At 64.0% G+C, this 25,891-nt stretch carries 21 protein-coding genes; 7 read left to right on the plus strand and 14 right to left on the minus strand.

What is annotated here, in order from left to right; all coding sequences use genetic code 11:
* Positions 1-2 precede the first annotated feature (2 nt).
* Positions 3-317: a hypothetical protein gene (locus AC0IPL_RS05640; RefSeq protein WP_474272681.1), complete on the minus strand. Its 315-nt coding sequence runs from the start codon at positions 315-317 to the stop codon at positions 3-5.
* Between the two features lie 71 nt (positions 318-388).
* Between AC0IPL_RS05640 and AC0IPL_RS05645 the strand changes: the two genes are divergently transcribed.
* Positions 389-1,105, plus strand: a complete 717-nt coding sequence (locus tag AC0IPL_RS05645; protein ID WP_474272682.1) for a trypsin-like serine peptidase — start codon at positions 389-391, stop codon at positions 1,103-1,105.
* A gap of 31 nt (positions 1,106-1,136) precedes the next feature.
* Here AC0IPL_RS05645 and AC0IPL_RS05650 read toward each other — a convergent pair whose 3' ends face one another.
* From AC0IPL_RS05650 to AC0IPL_RS05665, 4 genes are all read right to left on the minus strand, one after another.
* A complete protein-coding gene (locus AC0IPL_RS05650; RefSeq protein WP_474272683.1) occupies positions 1,137-2,315 on the minus strand; it encodes an HlyD family type I secretion periplasmic adaptor subunit in 1,179 nt (392 codons plus the stop codon).
* Positions 2,312-4,501, minus strand: coding sequence for an ATP-binding cassette domain-containing protein (locus AC0IPL_RS05655; RefSeq protein ID WP_474272684.1), 2,190 nt, complete (start codon positions 4,499-4,501; stop codon positions 2,312-2,314). The genes AC0IPL_RS05650 and AC0IPL_RS05655 overlap by 4 nt, the downstream gene beginning before the upstream one ends.
* A 251-nt stretch (positions 4,502-4,752) precedes the next feature.
* Positions 4,753-6,042: a TolC family protein gene (locus tag AC0IPL_RS05660; RefSeq protein ID WP_474272685.1), complete on the minus strand. Its 1,290-nt coding sequence runs from the start codon at positions 6,040-6,042 to the stop codon at positions 4,753-4,755.
* A 100-nt stretch (positions 6,043-6,142) separates the two neighbouring features.
* Complete coding sequence (locus AC0IPL_RS05665) at positions 6,143-8,680, minus strand: Ig-like domain-containing protein (protein ID WP_474272686.1); 2,538 nt, start codon at positions 8,678-8,680, stop codon at positions 6,143-6,145.
* A 698-nt stretch (positions 8,681-9,378) separates the two neighbouring features.
* On the opposite strand from AC0IPL_RS05665, the gene AC0IPL_RS05670 reads away from it, so the two are divergent.
* From AC0IPL_RS05670 to AC0IPL_RS05680, 3 genes are read left to right on the plus strand one after another with little or no spacing between them, the layout of a single operon-like run.
* Entirely contained in the window at positions 9,379-11,313 is a 1,935-nt protein-coding gene (locus tag AC0IPL_RS05670) for a PrkA family serine protein kinase (protein WP_474272687.1), read from the plus strand.
* Between the two features lie 18 nt (positions 11,314-11,331).
* Positions 11,332-12,669, plus strand: coding sequence for a YeaH/YhbH family protein (locus AC0IPL_RS05675; RefSeq protein ID WP_474272688.1), 1,338 nt, complete (start codon positions 11,332-11,334; stop codon positions 12,667-12,669).
* The gene (locus AC0IPL_RS05680) at positions 12,656-14,170 is read left to right on the plus strand and encodes a SpoVR family protein (RefSeq protein WP_474272689.1); all 1,515 of its coding nucleotides are present in this window, start codon (positions 12,656-12,658) and stop codon (positions 14,168-14,170) included. The genes AC0IPL_RS05675 and AC0IPL_RS05680 overlap by 14 nt, the downstream gene beginning before the upstream one ends.
* Before the next feature lie 101 nt (positions 14,171-14,271).
* On the opposite strand, the gene AC0IPL_RS05685 is transcribed toward AC0IPL_RS05680, so the two are convergent.
* Positions 14,272-15,387: an S-(hydroxymethyl)glutathione dehydrogenase/class III alcohol dehydrogenase gene (locus tag AC0IPL_RS05685; protein WP_474272690.1), complete on the minus strand. Its 1,116-nt coding sequence runs from the start codon at positions 15,385-15,387 to the stop codon at positions 14,272-14,274.
* A 352-nt stretch (positions 15,388-15,739) separates the two neighbouring features.
* Between AC0IPL_RS05685 and AC0IPL_RS05690 the strand changes: the two genes are divergently transcribed.
* Together AC0IPL_RS05690 and cueR are read left to right on the plus strand one after the other, a co-directional pair.
* On the plus strand, positions 15,740-18,247 hold the full coding sequence (locus AC0IPL_RS05690) for a heavy metal translocating P-type ATPase (RefSeq protein WP_474272691.1): 2,508 nt from the start codon (positions 15,740-15,742) through the stop codon (positions 18,245-18,247).
* Positions 18,244-18,648: a Cu(I)-responsive transcriptional regulator gene (gene cueR, locus AC0IPL_RS05695; RefSeq protein ID WP_474272692.1), complete on the plus strand. Its 405-nt coding sequence runs from the start codon at positions 18,244-18,246 to the stop codon at positions 18,646-18,648. The genes AC0IPL_RS05690 and cueR overlap by 4 nt, the downstream gene beginning before the upstream one ends.
* A gap of 47 nt (positions 18,649-18,695) precedes the next feature.
* Here cueR and AC0IPL_RS05700 read toward each other — a convergent pair whose 3' ends face one another.
* The 4 genes from AC0IPL_RS05700 to pcaC are packed head-to-tail and all read right to left on the minus strand — an operon-like array spanning position 18,696 to position 21,292.
* Complete coding sequence (locus AC0IPL_RS05700) at positions 18,696-19,526, minus strand: 3-oxoadipate:acetyl-CoA acetyltransferase (protein ID WP_474272693.1); 831 nt, start codon at positions 19,524-19,526, stop codon at positions 18,696-18,698.
* A gap of 16 nt (positions 19,527-19,542) precedes the next feature.
* Complete coding sequence (gene pcaG, locus AC0IPL_RS05705) at positions 19,543-20,163, minus strand: protocatechuate 3,4-dioxygenase subunit alpha (protein WP_474272694.1); 621 nt, start codon at positions 20,161-20,163, stop codon at positions 19,543-19,545.
* Positions 20,163-20,891 (minus strand): protocatechuate 3,4-dioxygenase subunit beta, encoded by a 729-nt coding sequence (gene pcaH, locus AC0IPL_RS05710; RefSeq protein WP_474272695.1) that lies wholly within the window; start codon positions 20,889-20,891, stop codon positions 20,163-20,165. The genes pcaG and pcaH overlap by 1 nt, the downstream gene beginning before the upstream one ends.
* Positions 20,892-20,902: 11 nt before the next feature.
* A complete protein-coding gene (pcaC, locus tag AC0IPL_RS05715) occupies positions 20,903-21,292 on the minus strand; it encodes a 4-carboxymuconolactone decarboxylase (protein WP_474272696.1) in 390 nt (129 codons plus the stop codon).
* Between the two features lie 88 nt (positions 21,293-21,380).
* Here pcaC and pcaQ point away from each other — a divergent pair, with 88 nt between their 5' ends.
* A complete protein-coding gene (gene pcaQ, locus AC0IPL_RS05720; protein ID WP_474272697.1) occupies positions 21,381-22,304 on the plus strand; it encodes a pca operon transcription factor PcaQ in 924 nt (307 codons plus the stop codon).
* A 203-nt stretch (positions 22,305-22,507) separates the two neighbouring features.
* Here the strand turns inward: pcaQ and AC0IPL_RS05725 are convergent, their stop codons facing one another.
* The 4 genes from AC0IPL_RS05725 to AC0IPL_RS05740 form a co-directional block, all read right to left on the minus strand.
* The gene (locus AC0IPL_RS05725; protein ID WP_474272698.1) at positions 22,508-22,660 is read right to left on the minus strand and encodes a hypothetical protein; all 153 of its coding nucleotides are present in this window, start codon (positions 22,658-22,660) and stop codon (positions 22,508-22,510) included.
* A gap of 25 nt (positions 22,661-22,685) precedes the next feature.
* Positions 22,686-23,399, minus strand: a complete 714-nt coding sequence (locus tag AC0IPL_RS05730) for a GntR family transcriptional regulator (protein ID WP_474272699.1) — start codon at positions 23,397-23,399, stop codon at positions 22,686-22,688.
* 82 nt (positions 23,400-23,481) lie between these two features.
* The gene (gene argE, locus AC0IPL_RS05735) at positions 23,482-24,639 is read right to left on the minus strand and encodes an acetylornithine deacetylase (RefSeq protein ID WP_474272700.1); all 1,158 of its coding nucleotides are present in this window, start codon (positions 24,637-24,639) and stop codon (positions 23,482-23,484) included.
* 5 nt (positions 24,640-24,644) lie between these two features.
* Positions 24,645-25,829 (minus strand): M24 family metallopeptidase, encoded by a 1,185-nt coding sequence (locus AC0IPL_RS05740; protein ID WP_474272701.1) that lies wholly within the window; start codon positions 25,827-25,829, stop codon positions 24,645-24,647.
* Positions 25,830-25,891: the final 62 nt, after the last annotated feature.

Here is a 25,891-nt window from a genome sequence, read left to right on the forward strand (position 1 = left end):
TGTTAACCATTTCGGTAGCCCGATCCGAACGCCCTGTGGATGCACTGCGTTAAGATTTCCGTCGCACGCAGCGTGCCGGGCGGGCGCTTTGCGGGCAGGATTTCACGAATCGGCGAGGTCTGTTCGGCGAAATCCGACCCGATCTGGCGCGCCTGCCGCGAGTTTTTCTGACGCGTTCTTAGGTGTTTGCACGAGTTCGGAAGGTTTTCCGCGGTTTTTCTCGCAAAACGACGAAGTTTTTTGCCATGGTTGAGCATCAATGCGTGCGGCGTTGGGGGATTGTTAACGCCGTCGCAATCGGGACGTGTTTTCGCCACGAGGCCGCAAGTTTCTGTCTCAATTCGGCCTTGGACCTGAATGACGATGCCCCGGTGGGAAGCTGGAGTGAATGATGAAGCTTTTATTTGCTGCTATTGCGGCGTGCCTGACATTGGGGCTGCCAACCGGCGTCACGGCACAGAACGCGCCGTCGGAATTTCAAACGGTCGACGGCTGGCAGGCGGTGGGACGGCTGAATATCGCCAACCGCAGCATGTGTACCGGGGCCTTGATCGCGCCGGATCTGGTGCTGACCGCGGCGCATTGCCTTTACGACCCGCGCAGCGGCGCTGCAGTTGATCCGACGTCAATCCGGTTTGAGGCCGGGCTGTCCGGCCGCGAGGCGATAGCCCTGCGACAGGTGGTCCGGGCAGTGAAACATCCGCAGTATCGCTATCGCCCGGATGGCAGGCATCAGATCGGCAGCGATCTGGCTGTTCTGAAACTGGATCGCCCGATCAGCAGCCGTCGCATTCGGCCATTGACCGTTTCCGGCGGTGCCGAGCGGGGTGATGTACTGGGGGTGCTGTCCTATACGGCCCGACAGGCGACGCACCAGAACCTGCAAAACTATTGCAGCGTCCTGGCCCGCCAGAGCCGCACCCTGGTGATGTCCTGCCTGGTGGAATTCGGGGCCTCTGGTTCGCCGGTTCTGGCGATGCGCCCCGGCCAGCCGCCGCGACTGGTGTCGGTGATCTCTGCCAAGGCGGCGATGGGGCGGCGCAAGGTGTCAATCGGCACCGCCTTTGACACCACGCTGCGCGAGCTGGTGCGCCGGGCCGGCTGAGAGCGAGACCGGCGCACGGTGGCGCGCTGGGTCACGGCTCGCGCAGTGCTTCGCGGGATTTGTACAAGGGCTTCAGCAGATATTGCAGGACGGTCTTGGAGCCGGTCTGCAACTCCGCGGTTGCCCGCATGCCGGGGCGGATTTCGATCGTCTGCTGGCGTTCGGTAAAGTCGGCTTTGTTGACCCGGACCGTCACCCGGTAATATGGTTCGGCGCGCGGGTTGCGCTCGTCCTCGAACGTGTCGGCGGACACGAAATCCACCTTGCCACGCAGCGCGCCATAGATGGTGTAGTCATAGGCCGACAGCTTGATTGTGGCGTCCTGGCCGGGCTGCACGCTGGCGATGTCCTCAGGCCGGACGCGCGCCTCGACGAACAGTTCCTCGCCCAGCGGAATGATTTCCAGGATTTCCTCGCCAGGACGGATCACGCCGCCGATCGTGGTGACGGCCAGGCTGTTGACGATGCCGGCCATGGGCGAGGTGATGATGGTGCGGTTCAGCTGGTCCACCGCCAGTCGCTGCTCCTGGCGCAGGGTGGTGATCTCGCGCAGGGTCTTGGAGTATTCCTCGGCCTGCTCCAGTTCTGCCTGGGTGCCGATCTCGTTGTATTTGGCGCGGGCGTCGGTGGCGGCCTTACGGGCCTTGTTGACCTCGATCAGCGCCACGATCTTCTGCTTGTAGAGCTGTTCCATATTGGCCAGCTCGGCATTCAGCTGGTCCATGATCTGACGGGCGCTGTCGCGACGGCTGGTGAAGTCGGTCTGCCGGGCGGTCAGCAGGCCGCGTTCCGAGGCCAGAATGCCGGGGGAACGCTGCGCGAGCGGGTCGGGCACGGTGAATTCAAACGCGCCCTTCATCTGCGCTTCCAGCCGGTGGCGTTTGATCTCCAGCGCGTCAAGCTGGTTCTGCAGCTCGTCCGCGGCGGTGCGGAACTTGGTGTCTTGCAGCTTGGCCAGCACCTGTCCTGCGCTGACCACGTCGCCTTGTCGTACGTGCAACTCGGCCAGGATGCCGCCTTCGAGGTTCTGCACGATCTGCGCACGGGAGGAGGACACCACCTGGCCTTCGCCGCGCACGATTTCGTCGATCGAGGCAAAGGCGGCCCAGATCAGGAACACCGCGACTGCCGCCACTGCCAGATAGATGATGCGGCTGGCGCTGCGCGGGGCTTGGGCATTGCCGTAGGGGTCGTGCAGATCCAGGGTCATTTGCCCTCTCCGGCGGCCAGATGCGCCAGAACCTGATCGCGCGGACCGTCCACCACCATGCGGCCCGATTGCAGGATCAGGGTGCGGTTGGTCAGCGACAGGATCGGCATCCGGTGGGTGGCGATCACCGCCGTGCGGCCCTCCAGCCAGCTTTCCAGACGGCTGACAAGCGTGCGCTCCAGCGTCTGGTCCAGCGCCGCGGTGGGTTCATCCAGCAGCACCACCGACGGGTTCTGCAGCCACAGTCGCGCCCAGCCGATGGACTGGCGCTGGCCGATCGACAGCCCGTGGCCGCCATCGCTGATTTCCAGGTCCAGACCTTTGTGGTGGCTGCGCACATGCGCGCCGAGGCCTGCGAACTCCAGCGCTTCCATCAGCCGGTCGTCGTCGCGCTCCAGCTGATTGAGGTTCAGGTTGTCGCGCAAGGAGCCCGCAAACAGCCGCACGTCCTGGCTGAGGTAGCCGATGCCTGCCCGCAAATCGCGCGGGTCGATCTGCGCCATGTCGGTGCCGTCCAGCAGAATTCGGCCGCGGTCGGGGGCATAAAGCCCCGATAACAGCTTCAGCAGCGTCGATTTGCCAGAGCCATTGACCCCCAGCACCGCAACTCGCTGACCGGGCGTGATGGCAGCGGCCTGCACATCCACGGTGGGCGCGGCGTCGTCCTCGTAGCGGAACAGGATCTCGCGCAGCTCGAACCGGCCCTGGATCTTCTGGCGGCGCAGATAGGTGCGTTCCTTTTCCTTCTCCTGCGGCGCGTTGGCGATGGCGTCCAGCCCTTCGAGCGCTGCCTTGACGTTGCTCCACCGCGCGAGGGTGGCGGCGAACTGGGTCAGCGGCGCCAGGGTGCGGCTTGTCAGGATGCCCGTGGCGATGATGGTGCCAACGGTGAACTCGCCGGCAAAGACCAGCAGCGTGCCCAGCACCACGGCGGTGATATAGGTGGCCTGCTGCACGCCCTGCGACCAATAGGTGAGGGCACTGGACAGCTTGCGCTGCTCGGTCGCGGAATGCGAGGACAGGGTGTTCAGCTCATCCCAGAGGCGCAGCACGCGCTCTTCGCCGCGCTGGGTTTTCACGGTGTCCAGTTCGGTCACTACCTCATGCAGCAGGCGGCCCGCCTTGGCGTTGGCGCCCTGGGTCTGCCGGGTGAAGGCAATCATCTTCTTCTGCATGAAATAGGCAGGCAGCAGCATCAGGACGCCGCCGATGACGATGACCCAGACAACCGGCCCCGCGATGGAGGCGACCAGCAGCAGGAACACAGCGATAAACGGGATGTCCGCGAGGGTTGAGATGGTGGATGAGGTAAAGAACTCCCGCACCGAGCCGAAATCGCGCATCGCGGCAAACAGCCCCGAAGGCGGCAGCGGCTTCTTGTCAGAGCGCATGCCGATCAGGCGGCGCATCAGGTTGTGCTGCACCGACAGTTCGATCTGGCGCCCCGCCGCATCGGTCAGCCGCGCACGGGCGAGTTTCAGCAGCGCCTCCAGCGCGATGGCCAGAAAGGCGCCGATCGCCAGCACCCACAGGGTGGCATGGGATTGATGCGGCACCACGCGGTCATAGACCTGTAGGCTGAACAGCGCGACAGACACCGCCAGGATGTTGGCGACCAGCGAACCCAGCATGATCTCGCCCACCTGGCGGCGGTATTTCGGGAATTCGCTCCAGAACCAGTGGCCCGGGTCGAGCTGCGGCGTGTGACGGGCTGCCATCTGGCTGAGCGACGGCCGCGCCGACAGCACGGTGCCGGTAAAATACGGGGCAAATTCGCCCAATGTCACCTCTGTGCGGTTGTCGGCGCAGGAGGTGTCATAGATCGTCAGAACGTCTTCGGCCTGGCTGAGCACCAGAACGCATTGGCCGCCCGACATCACGGCCAGGGCGGGCCACAGGGCCGGGGCAAGCGGCTGTTTTTCAAGAATCTTGGGCTGCAACCCTGTGGATTGCACGGCCTTGGCCAACGTGTGCAGTGACAGATCGCCCGGTGTCTCACGCCACAACAACGCGGCGATGTCGCTGACCGGCACTTCGCTGCCCTTCAGCGCGGCGAGGGTGGAGATCAGGCTGGCGCGGTGCTGGATTCGCGCCGCGGCCCCCTCCAGAAGGGTACCGACCTCGGGCTGCGCGTCCGGCGCTTTCGGGTTCGACCCCGCCTTTGCGCCGATCTTCTTGCCCGACATGGTGCCCGTCAATGTGCCCGTCAGTGTGCGGGGGGCAGCGTTTGGCCTGGCATCGGCCGTGGTGGCGGGTTGCGGGGCGGCGGATGACGGGGAAAAGGCCGGGCTCTGCGACGCCGGTGCTGGCGGTATGGCGCCGTTTGTCGTCGGAGCCTGCGCTGCGCCCGCGCTTTTGCCGGACGCGGGTACGGCCCGCAGCACCGGCTTTCTGCCAGTGGCGGGGGCGGCGTGGGCCGGTTTTTGCGGTTTGTCGGTCAAATCTTGTCCCCATCGGCCAGCAAGCCCAGATCCCGTGCCAGTTGCAGCTGGATCAGCACGGCCTCGTATTTCGCGTCGATATAGGCCTGCTCGCGGCGCACCAGTTCCTCATAGACCTGGATCACTTCCATCACCGGGCGCTGGCCGGCCTCGAACTGCTTCTGGAACAGCTCATAGGTCTCGCGGCTGCGGCGCACCAGCGCGGCCGTCTCTGCCTCCTGACGCTGGTATGAGGCGATCTGCTGCACCTGACGGCTGTAGGCGCGCCGTGCGGCTTCTTCGGCCTCGCTCACCTGTCGTTTTGCGGCTTCCTTAGAGGCCTCCAGCGCGCGCATCGCCGCCGGTGTGCCCAGACCCAGCGGTTGCGCCATGCCGAGCGTCAGCCCGACGCCGGAGCCATCCGTGGTCACATTGCCCGCGCCGGAGATCTGCGGCAACAGCCCGGCGCGGCCTGCCTTGGCCTCAGCGATCGTGCGATCCGCCTCGGCGCTGGCCTTCAGAACCGACAGGTACTGCACCTGTTCGGGAGGGGTAGAGATGCCCAGATGCGACGGCTTGCGGTCAAAGCTCTGGCCGGTCATTGCCTGCAATTCAGCGCGCGCGGTGGCTGCATCGTCGCGGGCGGTGGCGGTGGTGGTGCGGATGCCGCTGATCTTGCTGTCGACCACATTCAGGTCGGAATGGTCGGACACGCCGCCATCAACGCGGCCTTGCACGATGCGGCGAAATTCCTGCATGCGGCGCAGGGCGCGTTCGCCATAGGCGGCCTTTTCATCGCCACGCAGCGCGGCGGCATAAAGACCCACGGCGGTTTCCACCCGGCTGTTCATGTCCTGCGACAGGTTTACGGCAGCCACCTCGACGTCGGCGGCGGCAAATGCACGCTCTGCCTTGCGGCGGCCATTGTCGAACAGCACCTGTTCGATCAGAAGCCCGGCGACGACATCACCGAGATCGGTCAGGCTCACCGAAGGGCCAAGCGTGGGCAGCCAGTTCTTGGAGGCGGCTTCGGCCCGCAGCTTGGCGCTGATAAGCTCTGCCTCCGCGGCGCGCGCAGAGGCGGCGAGGGCGGCTTCGGCCACCTCGCCATAGGCGCCGTGATCCGGCAGCAGCGAACGCCGTTCCTGCAATGTCTGGATCACCTGCGACGCGGCGTCGCCACTTTGGGTGAAATTGCTGCGGGGGGACGGATCTTCGGCGTCCTTGGCGGCGAACATGCCGATGTGGGCGCAGGCCGACAGGCTGCACATCACTGTGATGGCGCAAAGAAAGCGTCCCGGTTGCATCCTGCCCCTTGCCTTTGTGGTCCGGCCTCGTGGCCCGGCGGTGTTTACTGCTGTTCGGCGTGGCGGCCCGGCAACCGCGGAAGGGTGCCGGGCCGAAGGCTCAGATCACGGTGTTGATTTCTTCGTTTACGATCACCGTCGTGCCATCATCTCCAAGGGTGTAGACGTTGTAGGTCTCGTTGTTGATGGTCTGGCTGCCGGTGGCGGTTGCATCGGTCAGCGTCAGCGTGTCGTTGTCGGTGCCGTGTACCACCAGCGTGTCGGAATTGCCGGACAGCGCGTTGATGTCTGCCGCTGTCAGGGTCAGATCGACGTTGTCGGCGTGGACCAGGTTCAGCTCGTCGATGTTGAACTGCGACAAGCCTGCATGGTCCAGCACCCCGGCTCCGGCGCCGTCTTCCAGCACCACCAGGGTGCCAGAGCTGTTGTCGGCGCTGTCCACACGGTTGACAACCAGATGCGAGCCATCCGGCACGTCGTTGTCGAATTCGAACAAGGTGCGCCCGTTTCCGACATCGGTTTCGGTGCCGCTCAGCGCGTCGACCGCACCAGCGTCAGTCAGCTCGTGGGCGGTGTCTCCGGCCTCGAAGTCCTCGTTAAAGAAGCCGCTGATGGCGGTGCCGGTGTCGATCACGTCGCCGATGTCCGGCGCATCATAGTCAGTGTCGACGCTGAAGCTTTCGGTCAGGGGCTGGGTGTTGCCCGCCGCATCCGTGGCAACAATCTGGGCCGAGGCGTCATAGGTGCCGGTCGCCAACTCGCCAGAGGCGAAGGTGGCACTCCAGTTGCCGCTGGCATCCACGGTGGCCGCGTGGGTCACGCCCTGGATGGTGACTTCGACGGTGGAGCCGGGCTCCACGGTGCCGGTCATGGTCAACCCGGCGGCATGTTCGGCCAGGTTCAGCACGTCGTCGGCGGTCTGCTCGGGCGCGACGGTGAAGGGGGACACTTCGGTGTCGATCGCCAGCGTGTCTGTGATCGTGTCGATGTTGCCCGCCGCGTCTGTGGCCGTGACCACGACATCGGCGTCATAGCTGCCCTCGGGAATGTCGGCGGCGGCAAAACTGGCGCTCCAGTTGCCGTTTGCATCCACTGTCGCGGCCGTGGTGGCGGTGCCAAGCTGCACCATGACGGTGGAGCCGGGTTCCACCGTGCCGGTCAGAGTGACGCCGTCGCTGTGCTCTGTCTCGTTGACGATATTGTCGCCCTCGATGCTGCCGGAGGCGAGCGTCAGCGGGTCCACCAGCGTGTCCACATGCAGATCCGCGGTTGCGGTGGCACTGTTGCCGGCCGCGTCGGTGGAGGTCACGCTGACGGTGGTGTCGTATTCGCCAGCGGGCAGCGAGCCCGCTTCGAAGGTGGCGCTCCAGTTCCCGTTGGCATCGACGGTGGTGGTGCGGGTGACGCCTTCCACAGTCACGCTGACCGCGGCGCCAGCCTCGCCGGTGCCGGTCAGGGTCAGCCCGGCAGCGGATTCGGCGTTGTTGAGGATGTCGTCCCCGCCCGCCTTGCCGCCATCGATGGCGACGGCCGTGGTGGTGTCGACATGGATGGTGCCGGTGGTGGTTTCGCTATTGCCAAAGCTGTCTGTCGCGGTGACGGACACCTCGGACTCGTACTCGCCCGCGGCAATCTCCGAGGAGGCAAAATCGGCGCTCCAAGTGCCGCTGTCGGTGGCGGTGACGGTGCGGGTGACGCCCTGAAACGTGACCTCAACCGTGGCACCGGCCTCGGCGGTGCCGGTCAGGGTAACGCCATCCGCGGCCTCGGCGGCGTTGATCATGTCGTCGCCACCGGCCTGGCCTGCGTCAATGTCGACGTCGACCACGGTGTCGATCACCACGGCCGGGCCGTCGAGGTCGAATTCATACCCGTCGGGATCCACCACATGCACTTCGGACTCGTAGTTGCCATCCGCGGGCAGGTCCTCGACCGGGATGGTCACACCCCAGGTGCCGTCTTCCTCAACCGTGGTGGTGACTTCGGTGGTGCCGACGGTAACAGTCACATCGGAACCGGGCGCGCCGGTGCCGGTGATGACCACCGGGTCGGTTGTGGAGCCAGAGACCGGGTGGGTGGCGTCGGGATCGTCAACGGTCGGGTAGATGCCGTTGGGCGGACCGCCGCCATCGTCGCCGCCACCGCCGCCGCCGCCACCAACAAGAACCGCGGCACCGGCCACGCCCGCCGCGGCCCCAGCCGCGCCAAGGCCACCGAACAACGGTGCGGCCAGCGGGGCCACAACCGGTTCGATCCGGTCCACATCCAGGAACACCATCTCGTCATAGGCGCTCCACTTGCCGGACAGATCCAGCGGTTCGTAGGTGGCAAACAGCATGCCGCCGGATTTATCCTCCAGCACCACTTCGACGAATTGGCCTTCCTCGCTGAGAAACAGGTTCTTGGCACCGGTTTCGCCGTAGCCGTAGAAGTCTTGCAGCACCAGTTCCTGGCCATTGGCCAAGGTGATGTGAAGATTGCTACCCTGGCGGGAATAGCTTTCGATATCGGCAGGGTTGAGGTTCAGCGAGATGTCCTTGGCGCCGGCGGCTTCAATGCGCGCGGGGCTGCCTTCGGAAGAATTCCCATGCTGGGTAGTGCCCGCCATGTTGCGGGTGATAAATGCGACAGTGCTCATGTGTACCGCTCATCTGTTCGCTACGCCGCCGGAAATGCCGGTCCGCGCTGCGTGGTTGCGTTGCCTGTGTCTTGCCCATCGACCGTCTAATGCGGCCATTTAACGGCCATACTGTGATGAATTCGGCCGCTCTGTCCAGTCTCGCAGTGCAGGTGCGGGGGGCATTTTGGCTGAAACCGTGTCCTCACTGCCGCAGATTCTCTAGGCTTTTCCGCGATTTTGCGCTGTGGTCACGTTGGGTTCGGGGCGTTGCAGGGGCGTGCGGTGGAGCGGGAATGCCTCTGTCGCAAATGGCCTGTCCGACCGTGGTACGCCGAGTGGAGAGGCTGCCTTCAAGGTGCTGCCGCCGCGCCGCAGCGGTGCGATTGCCGCGGGCTGGTCGCTGCAATGTGAGGAAAATTTCCCATAAAAGTTTCTGGCAATTAATTAAAAGTACACCACTTTCAGATAGTATGGAGTTCGTAATTGGTGTAAGCTCGAATGTAAGTAACATGACGCCGAACGCCCTGGCACGCCGGGCGCAGGTCGCCGCCAAGAGCGGCCAGCCGGACGTAGAACGCCAGCAGCGGCGCTGAGCAGAAATCAGAATTCTAACACTGACGCGGACACCCATGCCCACGTGCTGGGCACTGTCTGTCCGTGCGCGAACCAGAACGCCAGGAGGACCGGCGCCAGCTAACCAGGAGGCTTGATCCACGATGAAAGACATTGCCGAACTTTTTGCAGAGCAGTACGGCGAAACGCGCGAGCAGGAAATGCCGCTGCAGGAGTATCTGAACGCCTGTCGCGACGATCCCAGCCTGTATGCCAACGTCGCCGAGAGGATGCTGAAGGCAATTGGGCAGGAGGAGTTGATCGACACCTCCAGGGACTCGCGGCTGGGGCCGATCTTTCAAAATCGCACCATCAAGCGCTACAGCGCGTTTCACGATTTCTATGGGATGGAAGACACCATCGAGCGGATCGTGGGCTACTTCCGCCATGCCGCGCAGGGTCTGGAGGAGCGTAAGCAGATCCTATACCTGCTGGGCCCGGTCGGCGGGGGCAAATCCTCGTTGGCCGAACGCCTGAAACGTCTGGTCGAGGAACAGCCGATCTATGTGCTGAAGGCGGGCGATCAGGTCTCGCCGATCTTCGAAAGCCCGCTGGGTCTGTTTGATCCGGTCCGCATGGGCAAGGTGCTGGAAGAGGAATACGGCATCGCCCAGCACCGGCTGCCGGGGCTGATGTCGCCCTGGGCGGTGCAGCGTCTGGATGAATTTGACGGCGATATCAACAAATTCTCTGTTGTGCGCATTTATCCGTCGCGGCTGCGTCGGATCTGTGTCGCCAAGGTGGAGCCGGGCGACGAGAACAACCAGGATATCTCCACCTTGGTTGGCAAGGTCGACATCCGTCAGCTGGAGCATTTCAGCCAAGACAACCCGGACGCCTACAGCTTCTCTGGCGGGTTGAACCGTGCCACGCAGGGGGTGCTGGAATTCGTCGAGATGTTCAAAGCCCCGATCAAGATGCTGCACCCGTTGCTGACCGCGACCCAGGAAGGCAACTACATGGGCACCGAAAGCTTTGGTGCGATCCCGTTCAACGGGCTGATCCTGGCCCACTCAAACGAAAGCGAATGGCAGTCATTCAAGAACAACAAGAACAACGAGGCCTTCATTGACCGGGTGTCCATCGTCAAGGTGCCCTATTGCCTGCGCGTCTCGGACGAGACCTCGATCTACGAAAAGCTGATTGAGAACAGTGAGCTGCGTGAGGCACCCTGCGCGCCGGAGACGCTGAAGATCCTCAGCCGTTTCTCGGTGCTGACGCGGCTCAAGCCGCATGAGAACTCGAACCTCTACTCAAAGATGCGGGTCTATGACGGCGAAAGCCTGAAAGACACCGACCCCAAGGCCAAGACGGTGCAGGAATATCAGGACCGCGCCGGGGTGGACGAGGGGATGAACGGGATTTCCACCCGCTTTGCCTTCAAGGTGCTGTCGACCACGTTCAACTTCGACACCAATGAGGTGGCGGCGGATCCGGTGCACCTGATGTACGTGCTGGAACAGATGATCAAGCGCGAGCAGTTCCCGCAGGAAATGGAGCAGAAATACCTGGAGTTCATCAAGACCGAACTGGCGCCGCGCTATGAGGAGTTCATCGGCAATGAAATCCAGAAGGCGTACCTCGAAAGTTATACCGAATACGGCCAGAACGTCTTTGACCGCTACATCTCCTACGCCGATGCCTGGATCGAGGAGCAGGATTACAAAGATCCCGACACCGGCCAGCTGTACAACCGCGAAGTGCTGGATGCGGAACTGAGCAAGATCGAAAAGCCGGTTGGCATCGCCAATCCCAAGGACTTCCGCAACGAGGTGGTCAAATTCGCGCTGCGCCATCGTGCAAACACCGGCAAGAATCCGGCGTGGAACTCTTATGAAAAACTGCGCGACGTGATCGAAAAGCATATGTTCTCGCAGGTTGAGGAGCTGCTGCCGGTGATTTCCTTTGGGTCCAAGAAGGACAGCAAGACCGAAGGCAAGCATCAGGAGTTTGTCGAGCGCATGCGGGGCCACGGCTATACCGACCGCCAAGTGCGGCGTCTGGTCGAATGGTACATGCGGGTCAACAAGGCGGGCTAAAGAGGAGCGCTGTGCAACATGCATCATTTCATCGACAGGCGCGCCAATCCAAAGGGCAAGAGCCTCGGGAACCGGCAGCGGTTCCTGCGGCGGGCCCGTGAGAACATCAAGGAGCGCGTCGACAAGTCGGTCCGAGGCAAGTCGATCCAGAACGGCAGCGGTGTCCCGGACGAGGGTGAGAAGGTCACCATCCCCACGCGTGGGCTGAAGGAGCCGCGGTTCTTTCACTCCTCCAAGGGGGGGCTGCGCCGCCACGTGCTGCCCGGCAACAAGGATTTTGTTGTCGGCGACACCATCAAACGGCCGCAGGGCGGCGCCGGGGAGGGCGGCCGCAAGGCGTCTGAGGACGGCGACGGAGATGATGAGTTCTCCTTTACCCTGACGCAGGAAGAATATCTGGAGATCCTGTTCGAGGGTCTGGAACTGCCGGATCTGGTGGAAAAAGCCACGGTGGAGACCGAGACAATAGGCACCCGCCGCGCAGGCCTGACCACCGCGGGCACGCCCAACAATCTCAATCTTGTGCGCACCATGCGCAACTCGTTGGGGCGCCGTATCGCCTTGCAACGCCCCACAACCAAATCCCAGCGCGACCTGGAAGAGCAGATTGCCGAGCTGGAGGCGCTGCAGCACCGCACCCCGCCGCAGGAAGAGGTGCTTGAGACACTGAAAAAGCGGCTCGAAGGCATCATCCGAAAGCGCAAGGTGGTGGGCTACATCGACCCGCTGGACCTGCGCTACGACACTTTCGTGCCGGAAAAGATCCGCAACTCCCGCGCGGTTGTGTTCTGCCTGATGGATGTCTCAGGCTCCATGCAGGAGCGCGAGAAGGATCTGGCGAAACGCTTCTTCCTGCTGCTGCACCTGTTCCTGGAACGCTGCTATGAGCACACCGAGCTGGTGTTCGTGCGCCACACCCACCACGCGCAGGAGGTGGATGAGGAAACCTTCTTCTATGCCCGGGAAACGGGCGGCACCATCGTGTCGACCGCGCTGGAGAAAATGAAGGAGATCGTTGAGGAACGTTATCCGCCGGACGAGTGGAACATCTACGGCGCGCAGGCGTCGGACGGAGAAAACTTCGGCAATGACTCGGTGCGCTGCAAGAATCTGCTGCTCAAGGATCTGCTGCCGGTCTGCCAGTTCTATGCCTATCTGGAGATCGTCGACGAGGCCGCCGAGATGCTGCTGAACAACCCCGAAGCCGGGGAGGATCTGTGGCAGAACTACCGTGAGGTGAAAGCGCAAGCGCAGCATTTCGAAATGCAGCGGGTCTCGCAGCCGGGCCACATCTATCCGATTTTCCGGGAGTTTTTTCTCCCCAAGGTGAAAGGGGCGCAGAATGCAGGCAGCTGACAAGGCGCGCAAGCCGCTGTTCGACGGGCCGGAGTGGACCTTTGAACTGATGGAAAAGGCGCGCGACGCGATCGAGGAGATCGCGCTGGGCGACCTCGGACTGGATGTGTATCCCAACCAGATCGAAATCATCTCGGCTGAGCAGATGCTGGATGCCTATTCCTGTGTTGGCCTGCCGCTGATGTACCAGCACTGGTCCTTCGGCAAGCATTTCGCCCGCGACGAGGCGCTGTACCGCACAGGGCGGCAGGGGCTGGCCTATGAGATCGTCATCAACTCCAATCCCTGCATCAGCTACAACATGGAAGAAAACACCATGGCGATGCAGACGTTGGTGATGGCGCATGCGGCGTTCGGGCATAACCACTTCTTCAAGAACAACTATCTGTTCCAGCAATGGACCGATGCGTCGGGCATTCACGACTACCTGGCCTTTGCCAAGAACTACATCTCCGCCTGCGAGGAACGCTATGGTCTCTCCGCGGTGGAGGAGGTGCTGGACGCCGCCCACGCGCTGCAATCACAGGGGGTGTTCCGCTATGGTCGCCCGCCCAAGCCCACCACCGAAGAACTGGTGGCGATGCAGAAGGTGCGAGAGGGTTATGAAAGCGGCCAGAGCGTGCTGGACATCTGGACCGACAGCACCATGGGGCGCGAAAAGCTGGAGGAGGTCGAAGACAGCTCCTTTGCGGCGCGGCGCAAGCTGATGAATTTGCCACAGGAAAACCTGCTGTATTTCCTGGAAAAGCACAGCCCGGTGCTGGAGCCCTGGCAATGCGAGATCCTGCGCATCGTGCGCATGCTGGCACAGTATCTGTACCCGCAGAAACAGACCAAGGTGATGAACGAAGGCTGCGCGACCTTCGTGCATTATTACATCATCAACAAGCTATACGAGCAGGGGCAGATCACCGAAGGCGCCTACATGGAGATGCTGCACAGCCACACCAATGTGGTGATGCAGCCGGAATACGACGACCCGCGGTTTTCGGGCATCAACCCCTATGCGCTGGGCTTTGCAATGATGCAGGACATCCGCCGCATTTGTCAGGACCCGACGGAGGAAGACCGCGAATGGTTCCCCGATTTTGCCGGCAACCCGGACTGGCGCGGCGTGTTGCGAGATGCCTGGGCGAACTACCGCGATGAAAGCTTCATCCAGCAGTTCCTGTCGCCGCATCTGATCCGTAAATTCAAGCTGTTCACCCTGACCAATGACGCCGAACTGCCCAATTTGGTGGTCAGTCAGATCCACAACCGGGCCGGCTACAAGGCGATCCGCCGGGATCTGGCCAAGCAATATGACCTGGCCTATCTGGAACCGGACATTCAGGTGACGGATGCCGACCTGCGTGGCGACCGCGAGCTGAAACTGACCCACACGGTGCGCGACGGCATCCACCTGGAAGAGGACGAGCAGGAAGAGGTGTTGCGGCACCTGCGTCGCCTCTGGGGCTATGATGTCAGTCTGGACGCGGTGGAATCCTCCCGCGAGGACTGAGACAGGTCCGCCGCCGTGATCTGAGGGGCCAAAGGCTGCCCCGCCAAGAAAAAACGCAGGCCGCGGGGCCTGCGTTTCTCGGTTTCAGTAGATGCGGCGGATCAGAATTGCACCACCGCACGGATCGACTTGCCCTCGTGCATCAGCTCGAAGCCTTCGTTGATCTGGTCCAGCGTCAGCTTGTGGGTGATCATCGGGTCGATCTCGATCTTGCCGTCCATGTACCAATCGACGATTTTCGGCACATCGGTGCGCCCCGACGCGCCGCCAAAGGCGGTGCCGCGCCAGCTGCGGCCGGTGACCAGCTGGAAGGGGCGGGTCGAAATCTCGGCTCCCGCAGGTGCCACGCCGATGATGATGCTTTCGCCCCAGCCCTTGTGCGCGGCCTCCAGTGCGGTGCGCATCACGTTCACGTTGCCGGTGGCGTCAAAGGTGTAATCGGCGCCGCCCTTTGTCAGCTCCACCAGATGGGCCACCAGATCGCCGTCCACTTGGGACGGGTTGACGAAATCGGTCATGCCGAATTTCTCGGCCATTTCCACCTTGCCGGGGTTCAGGTCGACGCCGACGATCTGGTCGGCACCGGCCAGCCGCAGGCCCTGGATCACGTTCAAGCCAATTCCGCCGAGGCCAAAGACAATCGCACGGCTGCCGATCTCTACCTTGGCGGTGTTGATCACCGCGCCAATGCCGGTTGTGACGCCGCAGCCGATATAGCAGACCTTGTCAAACGGCGCGTCCTCCCGGATTTTCGCCAGCGCGATTTCCGGCACCACGGTGTGATTGGCAAAGGTCGAGCAGCCCATGTAGTGATGAATGGGGGTGCCATCCAACATCGAAAACCGGGTGGTGCCGTCGGGCAGCAGACCGGCGCCCTGGGTCGAACGGATCGCCTGGCACAGATTGGTTTTTGGGTTCAGGCAGTATTCGCACTCGCGGCATTCGGGCGTATAGAGCGGGATCACATGGTCGCCGGGTTTGAGGCTGGTGACCCCTTCGCCGACCTCAATGACAACACCTGCGCCTTCATGGCCCAGAATGGCCGGAAAGATTCCCTCCGGGTCGTCGCCGGAGCGGGTGAATTCGTCGGTGTGGCACAGGCCGGTGGCCTTGATCTCGACCAGAACTTCGCCCGCCTTCGGGCCTTCGAGGTTCACGTCCATGATTTCAAGCGGTTTGCCGGGGGCAACCGCAACGGCGGCACGGGTGCGGATCATGTGAGCTATCCTTCGTCTGTCATACGGTGGGTGGGCCGCCGCGGGGCGGGCCGGGAATTTCTGCCAGGGGCGGAGCCGTGGCGGCCGGATGTCTCAGCGTTACATTCGGGGCCGATCCGGCGCAAGCAGTCGCCGCCAGTCTAGCAGCCTCGGGTGGCGACGCTTTGCCCCGAATGCGACCGCCGGGCGGCAGTCCACGCCATTTCAGCCCACGCAGCCTCGACTTCGGTGGTTTTCAGGAGTCTCAAAAAAGTTTCCAGTTTTGGGAAAGAAAGTGGCCCAGGCCTCTTGACCTTCCTCTGACTGGAAGCCCCATATCCCGTGTCATAGCATCTAGACCAGCAGGTTTGCCATGACAGAACTCAGCACATATTCACTTCAGGTATCCGGGCTCAGCTGTGCGGGCTGCGTTGGCCGTGCAGAGCGCGCCTTGGCCGCGGTGGAGGGCGTCAGCGCGGCCTCGGTGAACCTGGCCAATGCAACCGCCCGCGTTGAGGCAGCACCGCAGGTGCCGCTGGAGGCGCTGACCCATGCGCTGGCGCAGGCCGGCTATCCGGCGGCACAAAGCGAAGTCACACTGCGGATTGAAGGCATGACCTGCGCGTCCTGCGTGGGCCGGGTCGAGCGTGCGTTGCAGGCAGTGCCGGGGGTGGTTTCGGCCAGCGTCAACTTGGCGACCGAAAGCGCGCAAGTCGCCTATCTGCCGGGTCTGGTTCAGATGGCGCAGTTGATGCGCGCGGCAGAGGGGGCCGGTTATCCGGCTTACTTGGCTGAGGAGGCCGCGGATGCGTCCGCAGCCGCCGACCAGCGCCGCCGAGAGGACGCCGCGCGGCTGTCGCGGCAGGTACTGGTCGCGGGCCTTCTGACCCTGCCGGTGTTCCTGATCGAAATGGGCGGGCACATGGTGCCTGCTCTGCACCACTGGGTGGCCGGCAACATCGGTTTGCAAAACAGCTATCTGATGCAGTTCGTGCTGACCTCCGCGGTGCTGGCGGGGCCGGGTCGGCAGTTTTACACCAAGGGCGTGCCGACGCTGCTGCGCGGCGCGCCGGACATGAACGCCCTGGTGGCGCTGGGCACAGCGGCGGCCTATGGGTTTTCGGTGGTCTCCACCTTCGCGCCGCAGTTGCTGCCTGCAGGCACCGCCAACGTCTATTTCGAAGCCGCAGCGGTGATTGTGGTGCTGATCCTGACCGGACGTTATCTGGAGGCGCGCGCCAAGGGCCGTACCGGGGCGGCCATTCGCAAGCTGGCAGGCCTTCAGCCCAAGACTGCATTGGTGCTGCGCGACGGCGTGGCGGTGGATGCGCCTGTGGCCGAGATCGCCGCCGGAGAGCTGATCCGCACCCGTCCGGGAGAGCGGATCGCGGTGGACGGAGAGGTGGTCTCTGGCAGTTCCTACGTGGATGAGAGCATGATCTCTGGCGAGCCGGTGCCGGTGGCCAAGACGCCGGGCGACGAGGTGACGGCGGGCACTGTCAACGGCAACAGCCTGCTGGAGTATCGCGCAACGCGGGTGGGCCAGGACACGGTGCTGGCGCAGATCATTCGAATGGTGGAACAGGCGCAGGGTGCCAAGCTGCCGGTGCAGGCGTTGGTTGACCGGATCACCCTGTGGTTTGTTCCGGCGGTGATTGCGGTGGCGGTGGTCACGGTGCTGGCCTGGGAGTTGTTTGGTCCGGCGCCGTCCCTGCCGCTGGCGCTTGTGGCCGGGGTCTCGGTTCTGATCATCGCCTGTCCCTGCGCGATGGGGCTGGCGACGCCGACCTCGATCATGGTTGGCATTGGCCGGGCCGCGCAGATGGGGGTGCTGTTCCGCAAGGGCGACGCGCTGCAGCGGCTGCAGGAGGTCAAGGTGGTGGCGCTGGACAAGACCGGCACGCTGACCGAAGGCCGCCCGGCGCTGACCGAGCTGATCTGCGCCGAAGGCTTTGACCGCGCGCAGGTGCTGCGGCTGGCAGGCGCGGCAGAGACCGGATCCGAACACCCCATCGCCCAGGCCATCGTCGCCGAGGCAGGCAGTGGCCTTCCGGACGTGGAGCGGTTTGAGGCCATCCCCGGCTATGGCCTGCGGGCTATGGTCGAAGGGCTGGAGGTGCTGGTGGGCGCTGCCCGGCTGATGGCACGCGAGGGCATTGATCTCGGTGCATTGGAGGTCGAGGGCCAGCGGTTGGCAGAGCGCGGCGAGACACCGCTGTTTGCCGCCATCGGTGGCCGTGCCGCGGCGGTGATCGGGGTGTCGGACCCGATCAAGACGGGCACGCCGACGGCGATCCGGGCGCTGCATGCGCAGGGGCTGAAGGTGGCGATGATCACCGGCGACGCCGAACCGACGGCGCGGGCAATCGCGGCGCGGCTGGGCATCGATATCGTGCGGGCGGAGTGCCTGCCTGCGGACAAGGTGTCCACCATAGAGGCATTGCGCCGTGACCATGGCGCGCTGGCCTTCATCGGCGACGGCATCAACGATGCGCCGGCGCTGGCCGCGGCGGATGCGGGGATCGCCATTGGCACCGGCACCGATGTGGCGATCGAGGCGGCGGATGTGGTGCTGGTCTCGGGCGATCTGCGCGGCGTGGTCAACGCGCTGACGGTCAGCCGCGCCACCATGCGCAACATCCGCCAGAACCTCGGCTGGGCCTTTGGCTACAACGTGCTGCTGGTGCCGGTGGCGGCGGGGGTTCTGTATCCGTTCGGCGGGGTCATGCTGTCGCCCGCGCTGGCGGCGGGGGCGATGGCGTTGTCCAGCGTTTTTGTGTTGTCGAACGCGCTGCGCTTGCGCCGCCTGAAACCTGCTATAGATGTGGAGGGAACCGGGACACCGGCCACGCATGAGGCAAAGCAGGAGGCGCGCGCATGAACATCGGGGACGTATCCAGCCGCTCTGGCCTGCCGGCCAAGACGATCCGCTATTACGAGGACATCGGGCTGATCCGGCCGCATCGCAGCGCCAACGGCTACCGCTGTTTCGAAGAGAAAGACCTGCACAAGCTAGCCTTTTTGGGCCGGGCACGGGCGCTGGGCTTTACCATCGAGGATTGCCGCACGCTGATGGCGCTGTATGAGGACGACAGCCGCGCCAGCGCCGATGTGAAACAGCTGGCGCTGGAGCATCTGGCCAAGATTGAGACCAAGATCGCGGATTTGCAGGCGATGCGCGACACGCTGCACGAGTTGGTGACCTGCTGCGCCGGTGACAACCGGCCCGACTGTCCCATCCTCAAGGATCTGTCCGGCGAAGATACAGCCGCCAAGGGCTGATCGTCTGTGGCCCGGCCTTAGGCGCCGGGCCACATGATTGTGAGTGTTCAGGCGGCGCGCAGCCCCAGGATGTCGCGCGCCTGCTGCCATGTCGCCACGGGGCGTTCGTATTTTTCACAGAGCTCCGCTGCGCGTTTCACCAGTGCCGCATTCGACGGCGCCAGCGTGTTGCGGTCCAGCCGCATGTTGTCCTCCAGCCCGGTGCGGGTGTGGCCACCGGCGGCGATGGACCATTCGTTGACCTGGATCTGCCCGGCCCCGACACCGGCACCGCACCATTCGGCCTCGGGCGCCAGCCGCTGCATGGTTTTCACGTAGTAATCAAATACATCGCGGTCCACCGGCATGGCGTTTTTCACGCCCATCACAAATTGAACGTACAGGGTGCCGGCAATGCGCCCCTCGCGGTTCATCTTCACCGCCTGGTGGATGTGCGACAGATCGAAGGCCTCGATTTCGGGCTTGACCTCATACTTGCGCATTTCACCCGCCAGCCAGTCGACCAGATCGGGGGAATTCTCATAGACCCGCGTCGGGAAGTTATTCGACCCCACCGACAGCGACGCCATGTCGGGTCGCAGGCTCAGCATGCCGCCGCGCTCGCGCCCCGCACCGGAACGCCCACCAGTGGACAGTTGCACAATCATGCCGGGGCAGTGCTGTTGCAGACCTTCCAGCAAACGGGCGAATTTCTCCGGGTCAGAGGTCGGCGTCTCGTCGTCGTTGCGCACGTGGCAATGGGCGATCGTGGCGCCGGCCTCGAACGCCTCATGGGTGCTTTCGATCTGTTCCGAAATGGTGATCGGCACCGCCGGGTTGTTGGCCTTGGTCGGAACTGAGCCGGTGATGGCCACGCAGATGATGCAGGGCTTTCCCATCGGTCTATCCTCTTGTCTAGATGTCAAAAAATACGGTTTCGCCATCGCCCTGCAAGCAGATGTCAAAGCGATAGACCACGGTGCCGTCGGCCTCATCGCGGCGGGCGATCAGGGTTTGGCGGCGGTGTTCCCATTCGATCAGGTTCAGCACCGGATCGGCGGCGTTGGCCTCGGCTTCATCATCGAAATACAGCCGGGTGTTCAGGCCGACGTTGATGCCGCGGGCGACGATCCACAGGTTGATATGCGGCGCCATCAGCTGCCCGTTGCGGCCCGGTACAGGGCCGGGTTTCACGGTGTCAAAACCCCATGTGCCGGTGTCGAAATCGGTGATGACGCGGCCCCAGCCGCGAAAGCCGTCCTCGACCTCGCCGGGATGTTCGGGATGGGCATAGATGCCGTCTGCATTGGCCTGCCAGGCTTCCAGCAGCACGTCCTTCACCGGCGCGCCGGTGCCGTCGGTGACCAGGCCTTCGACGCGGATGCGCTCGCCGCCGGCGTTGGGGCCTGCGATTTCCCAGCCCAGTTCCCGCTCATAGATGTCAAACCCGGCAGCCCCCGGCGCGAGGCCGATGTGGACATAAGGCCCGGCGGTCTGCGACGGGGTTTCCTTCAGGTACTCAAACGGGCGCATCATCAGTTTCCCTCCGGCCGGTTTTCGAACATGGTCGAACGCCGCCCGCGCAGCACGATGTCGAAGCGGTAGGCGATTGTGTCCAGCGGAATGGTGGCGTTCATGTCGAGCCGGGCAATCAGCATATCCACCGCCTGCGGGTCGGCAATCGACTGGACAATCGGGCAGCGCGGGATCAGCGGGTCGCCCTCGAAATAGAGCTGCGTGATCAGCCGCTGGGCAAAACTGGTGCCAAAGACCGAGACATGGATATGCGCGGGCCGCCAATCGTTCACCCGGTTGCGCCAGGGGTAGGCGCCGGGCTTCACGGTGCGGAAGCTGTAGCGCCCCTCGCTGTCAGTCATCACCCGGCCGCAGCCGCCGAAATTCGGGTCCAGCGCGCCGAGGTAGCCGTCCTTCTTGTGGCGATAGCGTCCGGAGGCATTGGCCTGCCAGATCTCCACCAGCGTGTCCGGCACGGGCCGCGCGTTTTCGTCCAGCACCCGGCCATGCAGAATGATGCGCTCGCCCACAGGGCTTTCGCCGGGCTTGGCGAAATTGGTCAGAAGATCGTTGTCTCCGGCATCAATGTCGCCATGGCCGAACGTGGGGCCGGTAATCTCGCTGGCGGTGTTTTCCAGGCTGATCAGCGGCAGCCGCGGGGAGCGGGCGACGGATGTCTTGTAGGCCGGGGCCAGGGCTGGCGGGTGCCAGTCCCGGTCGCGTTGATAGAACTCTACCTGTTTGGGCATCTGTGGCTCCCTCATTGCTCAGCTTCGGCGGCCATTTCGGCGTAGGTCCGTTTGGCCAGCTTCAGCGCGTGATTGGCCCTTGGCACCCCAGCATAGATTGCCACGTGCTGGAAGGCCTCGATGACATCCGTCTGGCTGGCGCCGGTGCGCGCGGTGGCGCGGATGTGCATCGGGATCTCGTCGAAATTACCGGTGGCGGCCAGCAGGGCCAGGGTCAGCATCGAGCGTTCACGCCGGGAAATTTGATCAGAGGCCCAGACCGTGCCCCAGGCAGATTCGGTAATCAGATCCTGAAACGGCTGGTCGAGCGGGGTGGCGGCGGCGGTCGCGCGGTCCACATGCGCGTCTCCCAGAACCTCGCGCCGGACCTGCATGCCCCGGCTATGGCGATCTTGCGTCATGGCTGTCTCCCTTGCATGAGAGATATATTGCATATCACTTGCGTTCTGTATAATGCGCAGAATGTCATAAAGTAATACTGGAATTGTTATGCGTTTGCCCGCCGCCTTGAAACTCCGCCATCTGGAAGTCTTTGTCGAGGTGGCGCGCAAGACGAGTGTCACCCAGGCCGCGCAGGCGTTGGGCATGAGCCAGCCGGCGGTGACCCGCGTCCTGCGCGAGCTGGAGGAGGTCTGCGGCAAACCGCTGGTGGAGAAACACGGACGCGGCATTCGGCTCAGCGGTTATGGAGAGCTGTTTGCCGACCATGCAGCGCGCAGCCTGGCACTGGCGCGGGACGGGGTGGCGCTGCTACGCAGCATGGGGGAGGCCGACGGGCCGCGGATTGCGATCGGGGCGTTGCCGACGGTCGCGGCGGATCTGGTGCCTGACACACTGGCGACGCTGCGCCGCGACGGCGCGCCGGGCCGTTTCCTGGTGACCTCGGGCGACAATCAGTATCTGGTCGACCAGCTGCGCCGTGGTGCGTTGGACGTGGTGGTGGGGCGGATGCCCGCGCCCGAAACCATGGCGGGCGTCAGTTTCGATCCGCTGTACCGGGAGCGGGTGGCGGTGGTTGTGGCGCGGGATCATCCGCTGGCGAGGCTGGATCATGTGCCCGCCACCGCGATGGAGGATTATCCGGTGCTGATGCCCTCGGAGGGGTCGATCATCCGCCCCTTTGTCGAGCGGATGTTTCTGGAGCAAGGGCAGAGCATGCCGCGGTTTCCGATCGAGACCGTGTCTTCGACCTTGGGGCGGCGCTTTGTGTTGGCGCACAAGGCGATCTGGATCATCAGCCACGGTGTGGTGCGGCCGGATCTGGCGGCCGGCAGCATGGTGGCGCTGCCTCTGGACACCGGCAGCACGCTGGGGCCGGTGGGCCTGTGCATTCGCCGCGACCATCAGCTGTCAGCGGCGGCGCAGCGGTTTTGCAGCCTGCTGCGCCAAACCTGCGTCGCCCAGGGGCTATAGGGCGCGGTTGCAGCCTTGCCCGCTGGCGTCGCTGTCATAGATCTCCAGCCCCTGGCCCACAGCGCCCGTTCGCTTGTTCTACAGTCGCGGCCGCGGACCAGGTGGGGCGCAGATCCAGGTCTTTGGCGGTTTCCGTGCGCAGGGTCATATGGCCGCATTCGGCGGCATGGACCCGGCGCTGGGTTTCTCTGGTTTTCTGTTTGTCAAATCGTCAGATCTTGATGGATGCGGGCGAGTCGCTTGGCGGCACCCGACGGGGCTTCCTCGGCAGGGACCGCGATCAGCCGGGCGCGGTAGATGTGCTCATGCAGGATGCTGGTCACCTCGGTGCAGGACGGCAGCAGTCGGGCTGTCACGCCGCGCCACCGGGCGGGGTCGGAGTCAGTCGCTGCCTGCCGCTGGCGGGGCGGTTTTCTTGGCGGCGCTGCGCATCCGGGTGAAACTCATGGAGATATGGGCGCGCTGGATCAACGCCACGGCCTCCATGTCGCCCAGCTCCATCGCGGCCAGCAGGTCTTCGACCTCGCCGCCGAAAATGCGGACTTCCTCGTTCAGGTCAATGATCGAGGCAAAGACCGACTGTAGCCAGATCCGGGTGGTCTGGTAGTAAAGCCGCTCTGACACCTCTCTCAGGGGCAGGTTGTCGGTAATGTTCAGCAGGGCCTGAAACAGCGCCATGTTCAGCTCCGCAAAGCAGCGCGGCTCCGGGGCATTGATCAGCGCCTTGGCGCGGGCCGAGAGGTGACGGACCTCGGCCAGCAGGCTGGCGCTGGGAGCGGCGGGGGACAGGCGGCCGGTCAGCTCCGCCAGCTCCATGCGCAGCCGGTAGGTCTGCTCCAACTCGTGGATGTCGGCGTCGGTGACGATGGTGCCGACCCCCTGCACCGAGCGCAGGAGGCCCTCGCATTCCAGACGCACCAGCACCCGCCGCAGGGGCGTACGTGAGACGCCGAATTCCTCGGCCAGCGCGGTCTCCGACAGCCGGGTGCCGGGGGCATAGTCCAGTAGGCAGATCCGGTTGCGGATCTTGTGGTGCAACCGGTCGAACCGGTCGCGCGCCGAGGCTTCGGAGGTGTCATGTCTGGGGAGGGTCACGGTCCTGGCCTTTGTATTGGCGGGCAATGTAACGCCCCAACAGCCGAACTGCAAAGCCCGGGCTGCCGTCGGCCTTTTGCGGTTACACCAGCTTGGCTGACAGCCGTTCCAGCATGGCCAGACAGTGTGACATCTGTTCGACGCTGACAAATTCATCCGGCTTGTGGGCCTGTTCGATGGAGCCGGGACCGCAGACCACCACGCTCATGCCGAGGCTCTGAAAGATTCCGGCCTCGGTGCCGAAAGAGACCACGTCGGCGTGGCGGCAGCCGGTCAATTCCATCACGATGTCGCGTGCCTCGTTTTCGTTCATCGGTTGCAACCCGTCGATCTCTCCGATCACCTCCGTGTGGATGTCCGCCTGTGGATGGGTTTGGCGCATCTGTGGCAGCAGTTCCTGCTGGCACAATTTGTGCAGCGCAGTGTTGACGTAATCCGCGTCGCGCGGATGCACCGGGCGCATCTCCCAGTCCACGCGGGCCTTGCCGGGGATCACGTTGTGGGCCACGCCGCCGACCAGCGCGCCGGTGTTGATTGTGGTCCAGGGCGGGGCGAAGCGGCTGCCCGCAGGTGCGCGGGTTTGCAGCTCTGCCTTCAACTCCAGCAGCTTGGCGACATAGCGCACCGCGTATTCCACCGCGTTGACGCCGAGGTCGGGGCGGCTGCCGTGGCCCTCCAGCCCGGTAAAGCGGGTGGTGTATTCGTGGCAGCCCTTATGGCCTTCGATGATCTGCATCATCGTCGGCTCGCCGATGATCGCCACCGCCGGTCGCAGGTCGCGCTGCTGCAGCGCGCGGGCCAGCGCGCGGGCGCCGAAGCAGCCGATTTCCTCGTCATAGGTAAAGGCGAAATGCACCGGGCGCTGCAGCTCCATGCGGGCATAGCGCGGCGCCATGGCGGCGGCAGCAGCGATGAAGCCTTTCATGTCGCAGGCGCCGCGACCGTACCAGTTGCCATTCCGCTCCGCCATCGCGAAGGGGTCGCTGGACCAGTCCTGATCGGTCACCGGCACTACGTCGGAGTGGCCCGACAGGACGATGCCGCCGTCGCGCTCCGGTCCGAGGGTGGCAAACAGGTTGGCTTTGGTGCCGGTTTCGTCGTGCCAGATGTCCACCCGCGCGCCGCAGCCGTGCAGGTGGTCGGCCAGGTATTGTATCAGCCCGAGGTTGCTGTCAGCCGACACCGTCGGATAGCTGATGAGGTCGCGCAGCAGCTGCCGCGTGTCTTCCAGAACGCACATCTAGATCAGCCCTTCACGAACAGCTGGCGTTCGACGTTACACAGCGCCTCGGCAGGGCCTTCGGGGCTGATGACGATGGTTTCCGTGGTTTCCAGCCCCCAGTTGTCGAGCCACAGCCCCGGCATGAAGTGAAATGTCATGCCCGGTTGCAGCACCGTGTCATCGGTGGAGCGCAGCGACACCGTGCGTTCACCCCAATCCGGCGGATAGCTGAGCCCGACAGGGTAGCCGCAGCGGCCGTCGCGGTCGATTCCGGCCTTGGCCAGCTCGCGGTTCAGCGCCTTGGCGATGTCGCTGGCGCGGTTGCCGGGGCGGGCGGCCTCCAGCCCCGCCTCCAGCCCGGCGGTCAGCGCCTTGGAGGCGTCGAGCATGTATTGCGGCGGCTTGCCCAGAAACACCGAGCGGCACAGCGGCGCGTGATAGCGACGGTAGCAGCCGGACAGCTCAAAAAAGGTGATCTCGCCCTGCTTCATCCGGTCGCCGTTCCAGGTCAGATGCGGGGCGGTCGCATCCAGACCTGAGGGCGCCAGCGGCACGATCGCCGGATAGTCGCCCCAGTCCTCTCCGTCACCCATCAAGGCTGCATGGGAAATATCCGCGACCAGTTCGTTCTTGCGCAGGCCGGGTTCGGCGCGTTCCAGCGCCAGCCGCACGATCTTTTCCGAAATGCGGGCGGCCTTGCGGATGAACGCCATCTCCTCGGCCGATTTGACGCCGCGCTGCCAGTTCACCAGCGCGGTGGCATCGGCAAAGAAGGCGTTCGGCAAGGTGGCGGTCAGCACCGCATGCGCCTTGGCCGAATAGTAGTAGTTTTCCATCTCGACGCCGATGCGGGCCTTATCCTGTCCCATCTCGCACAGCTTCTGCGCCAAATCCTGCATCGGGTGGCGACTGGTGGACTGGACGTAGCTGTCATCGTAGGCGAGCACCTGCTCGTCCTCCATCCATACCGTGCGGCGCGCGCCGTTGGCGTCCATTTCGCGCCCCCACCACAGCGGATCGCCCTCCAGCCCCAGAAGCACGCCCTGATGCACGTAGAAGGACCAGCCGTCATAGCCGGTCAGCCAAGCCTGGTTCGATGGGTCGGTGACAAACAGAAGGTCGATCCCGGCCGTTACCATGGCAGCACGGGTGATGGACAGGCGGCGGTTGTACTCCTCCTGGCTGAAAGGCGCGTGTTCGATGGGCATTGGGACCTCGCAGGTAAGCAGGTGATTGTACGGCTTGTACACAGGCGCGAGTCGCGGGATGT

It is taken from the genome of Leisingera sp. SA32, from assembly GCF_056033425.1.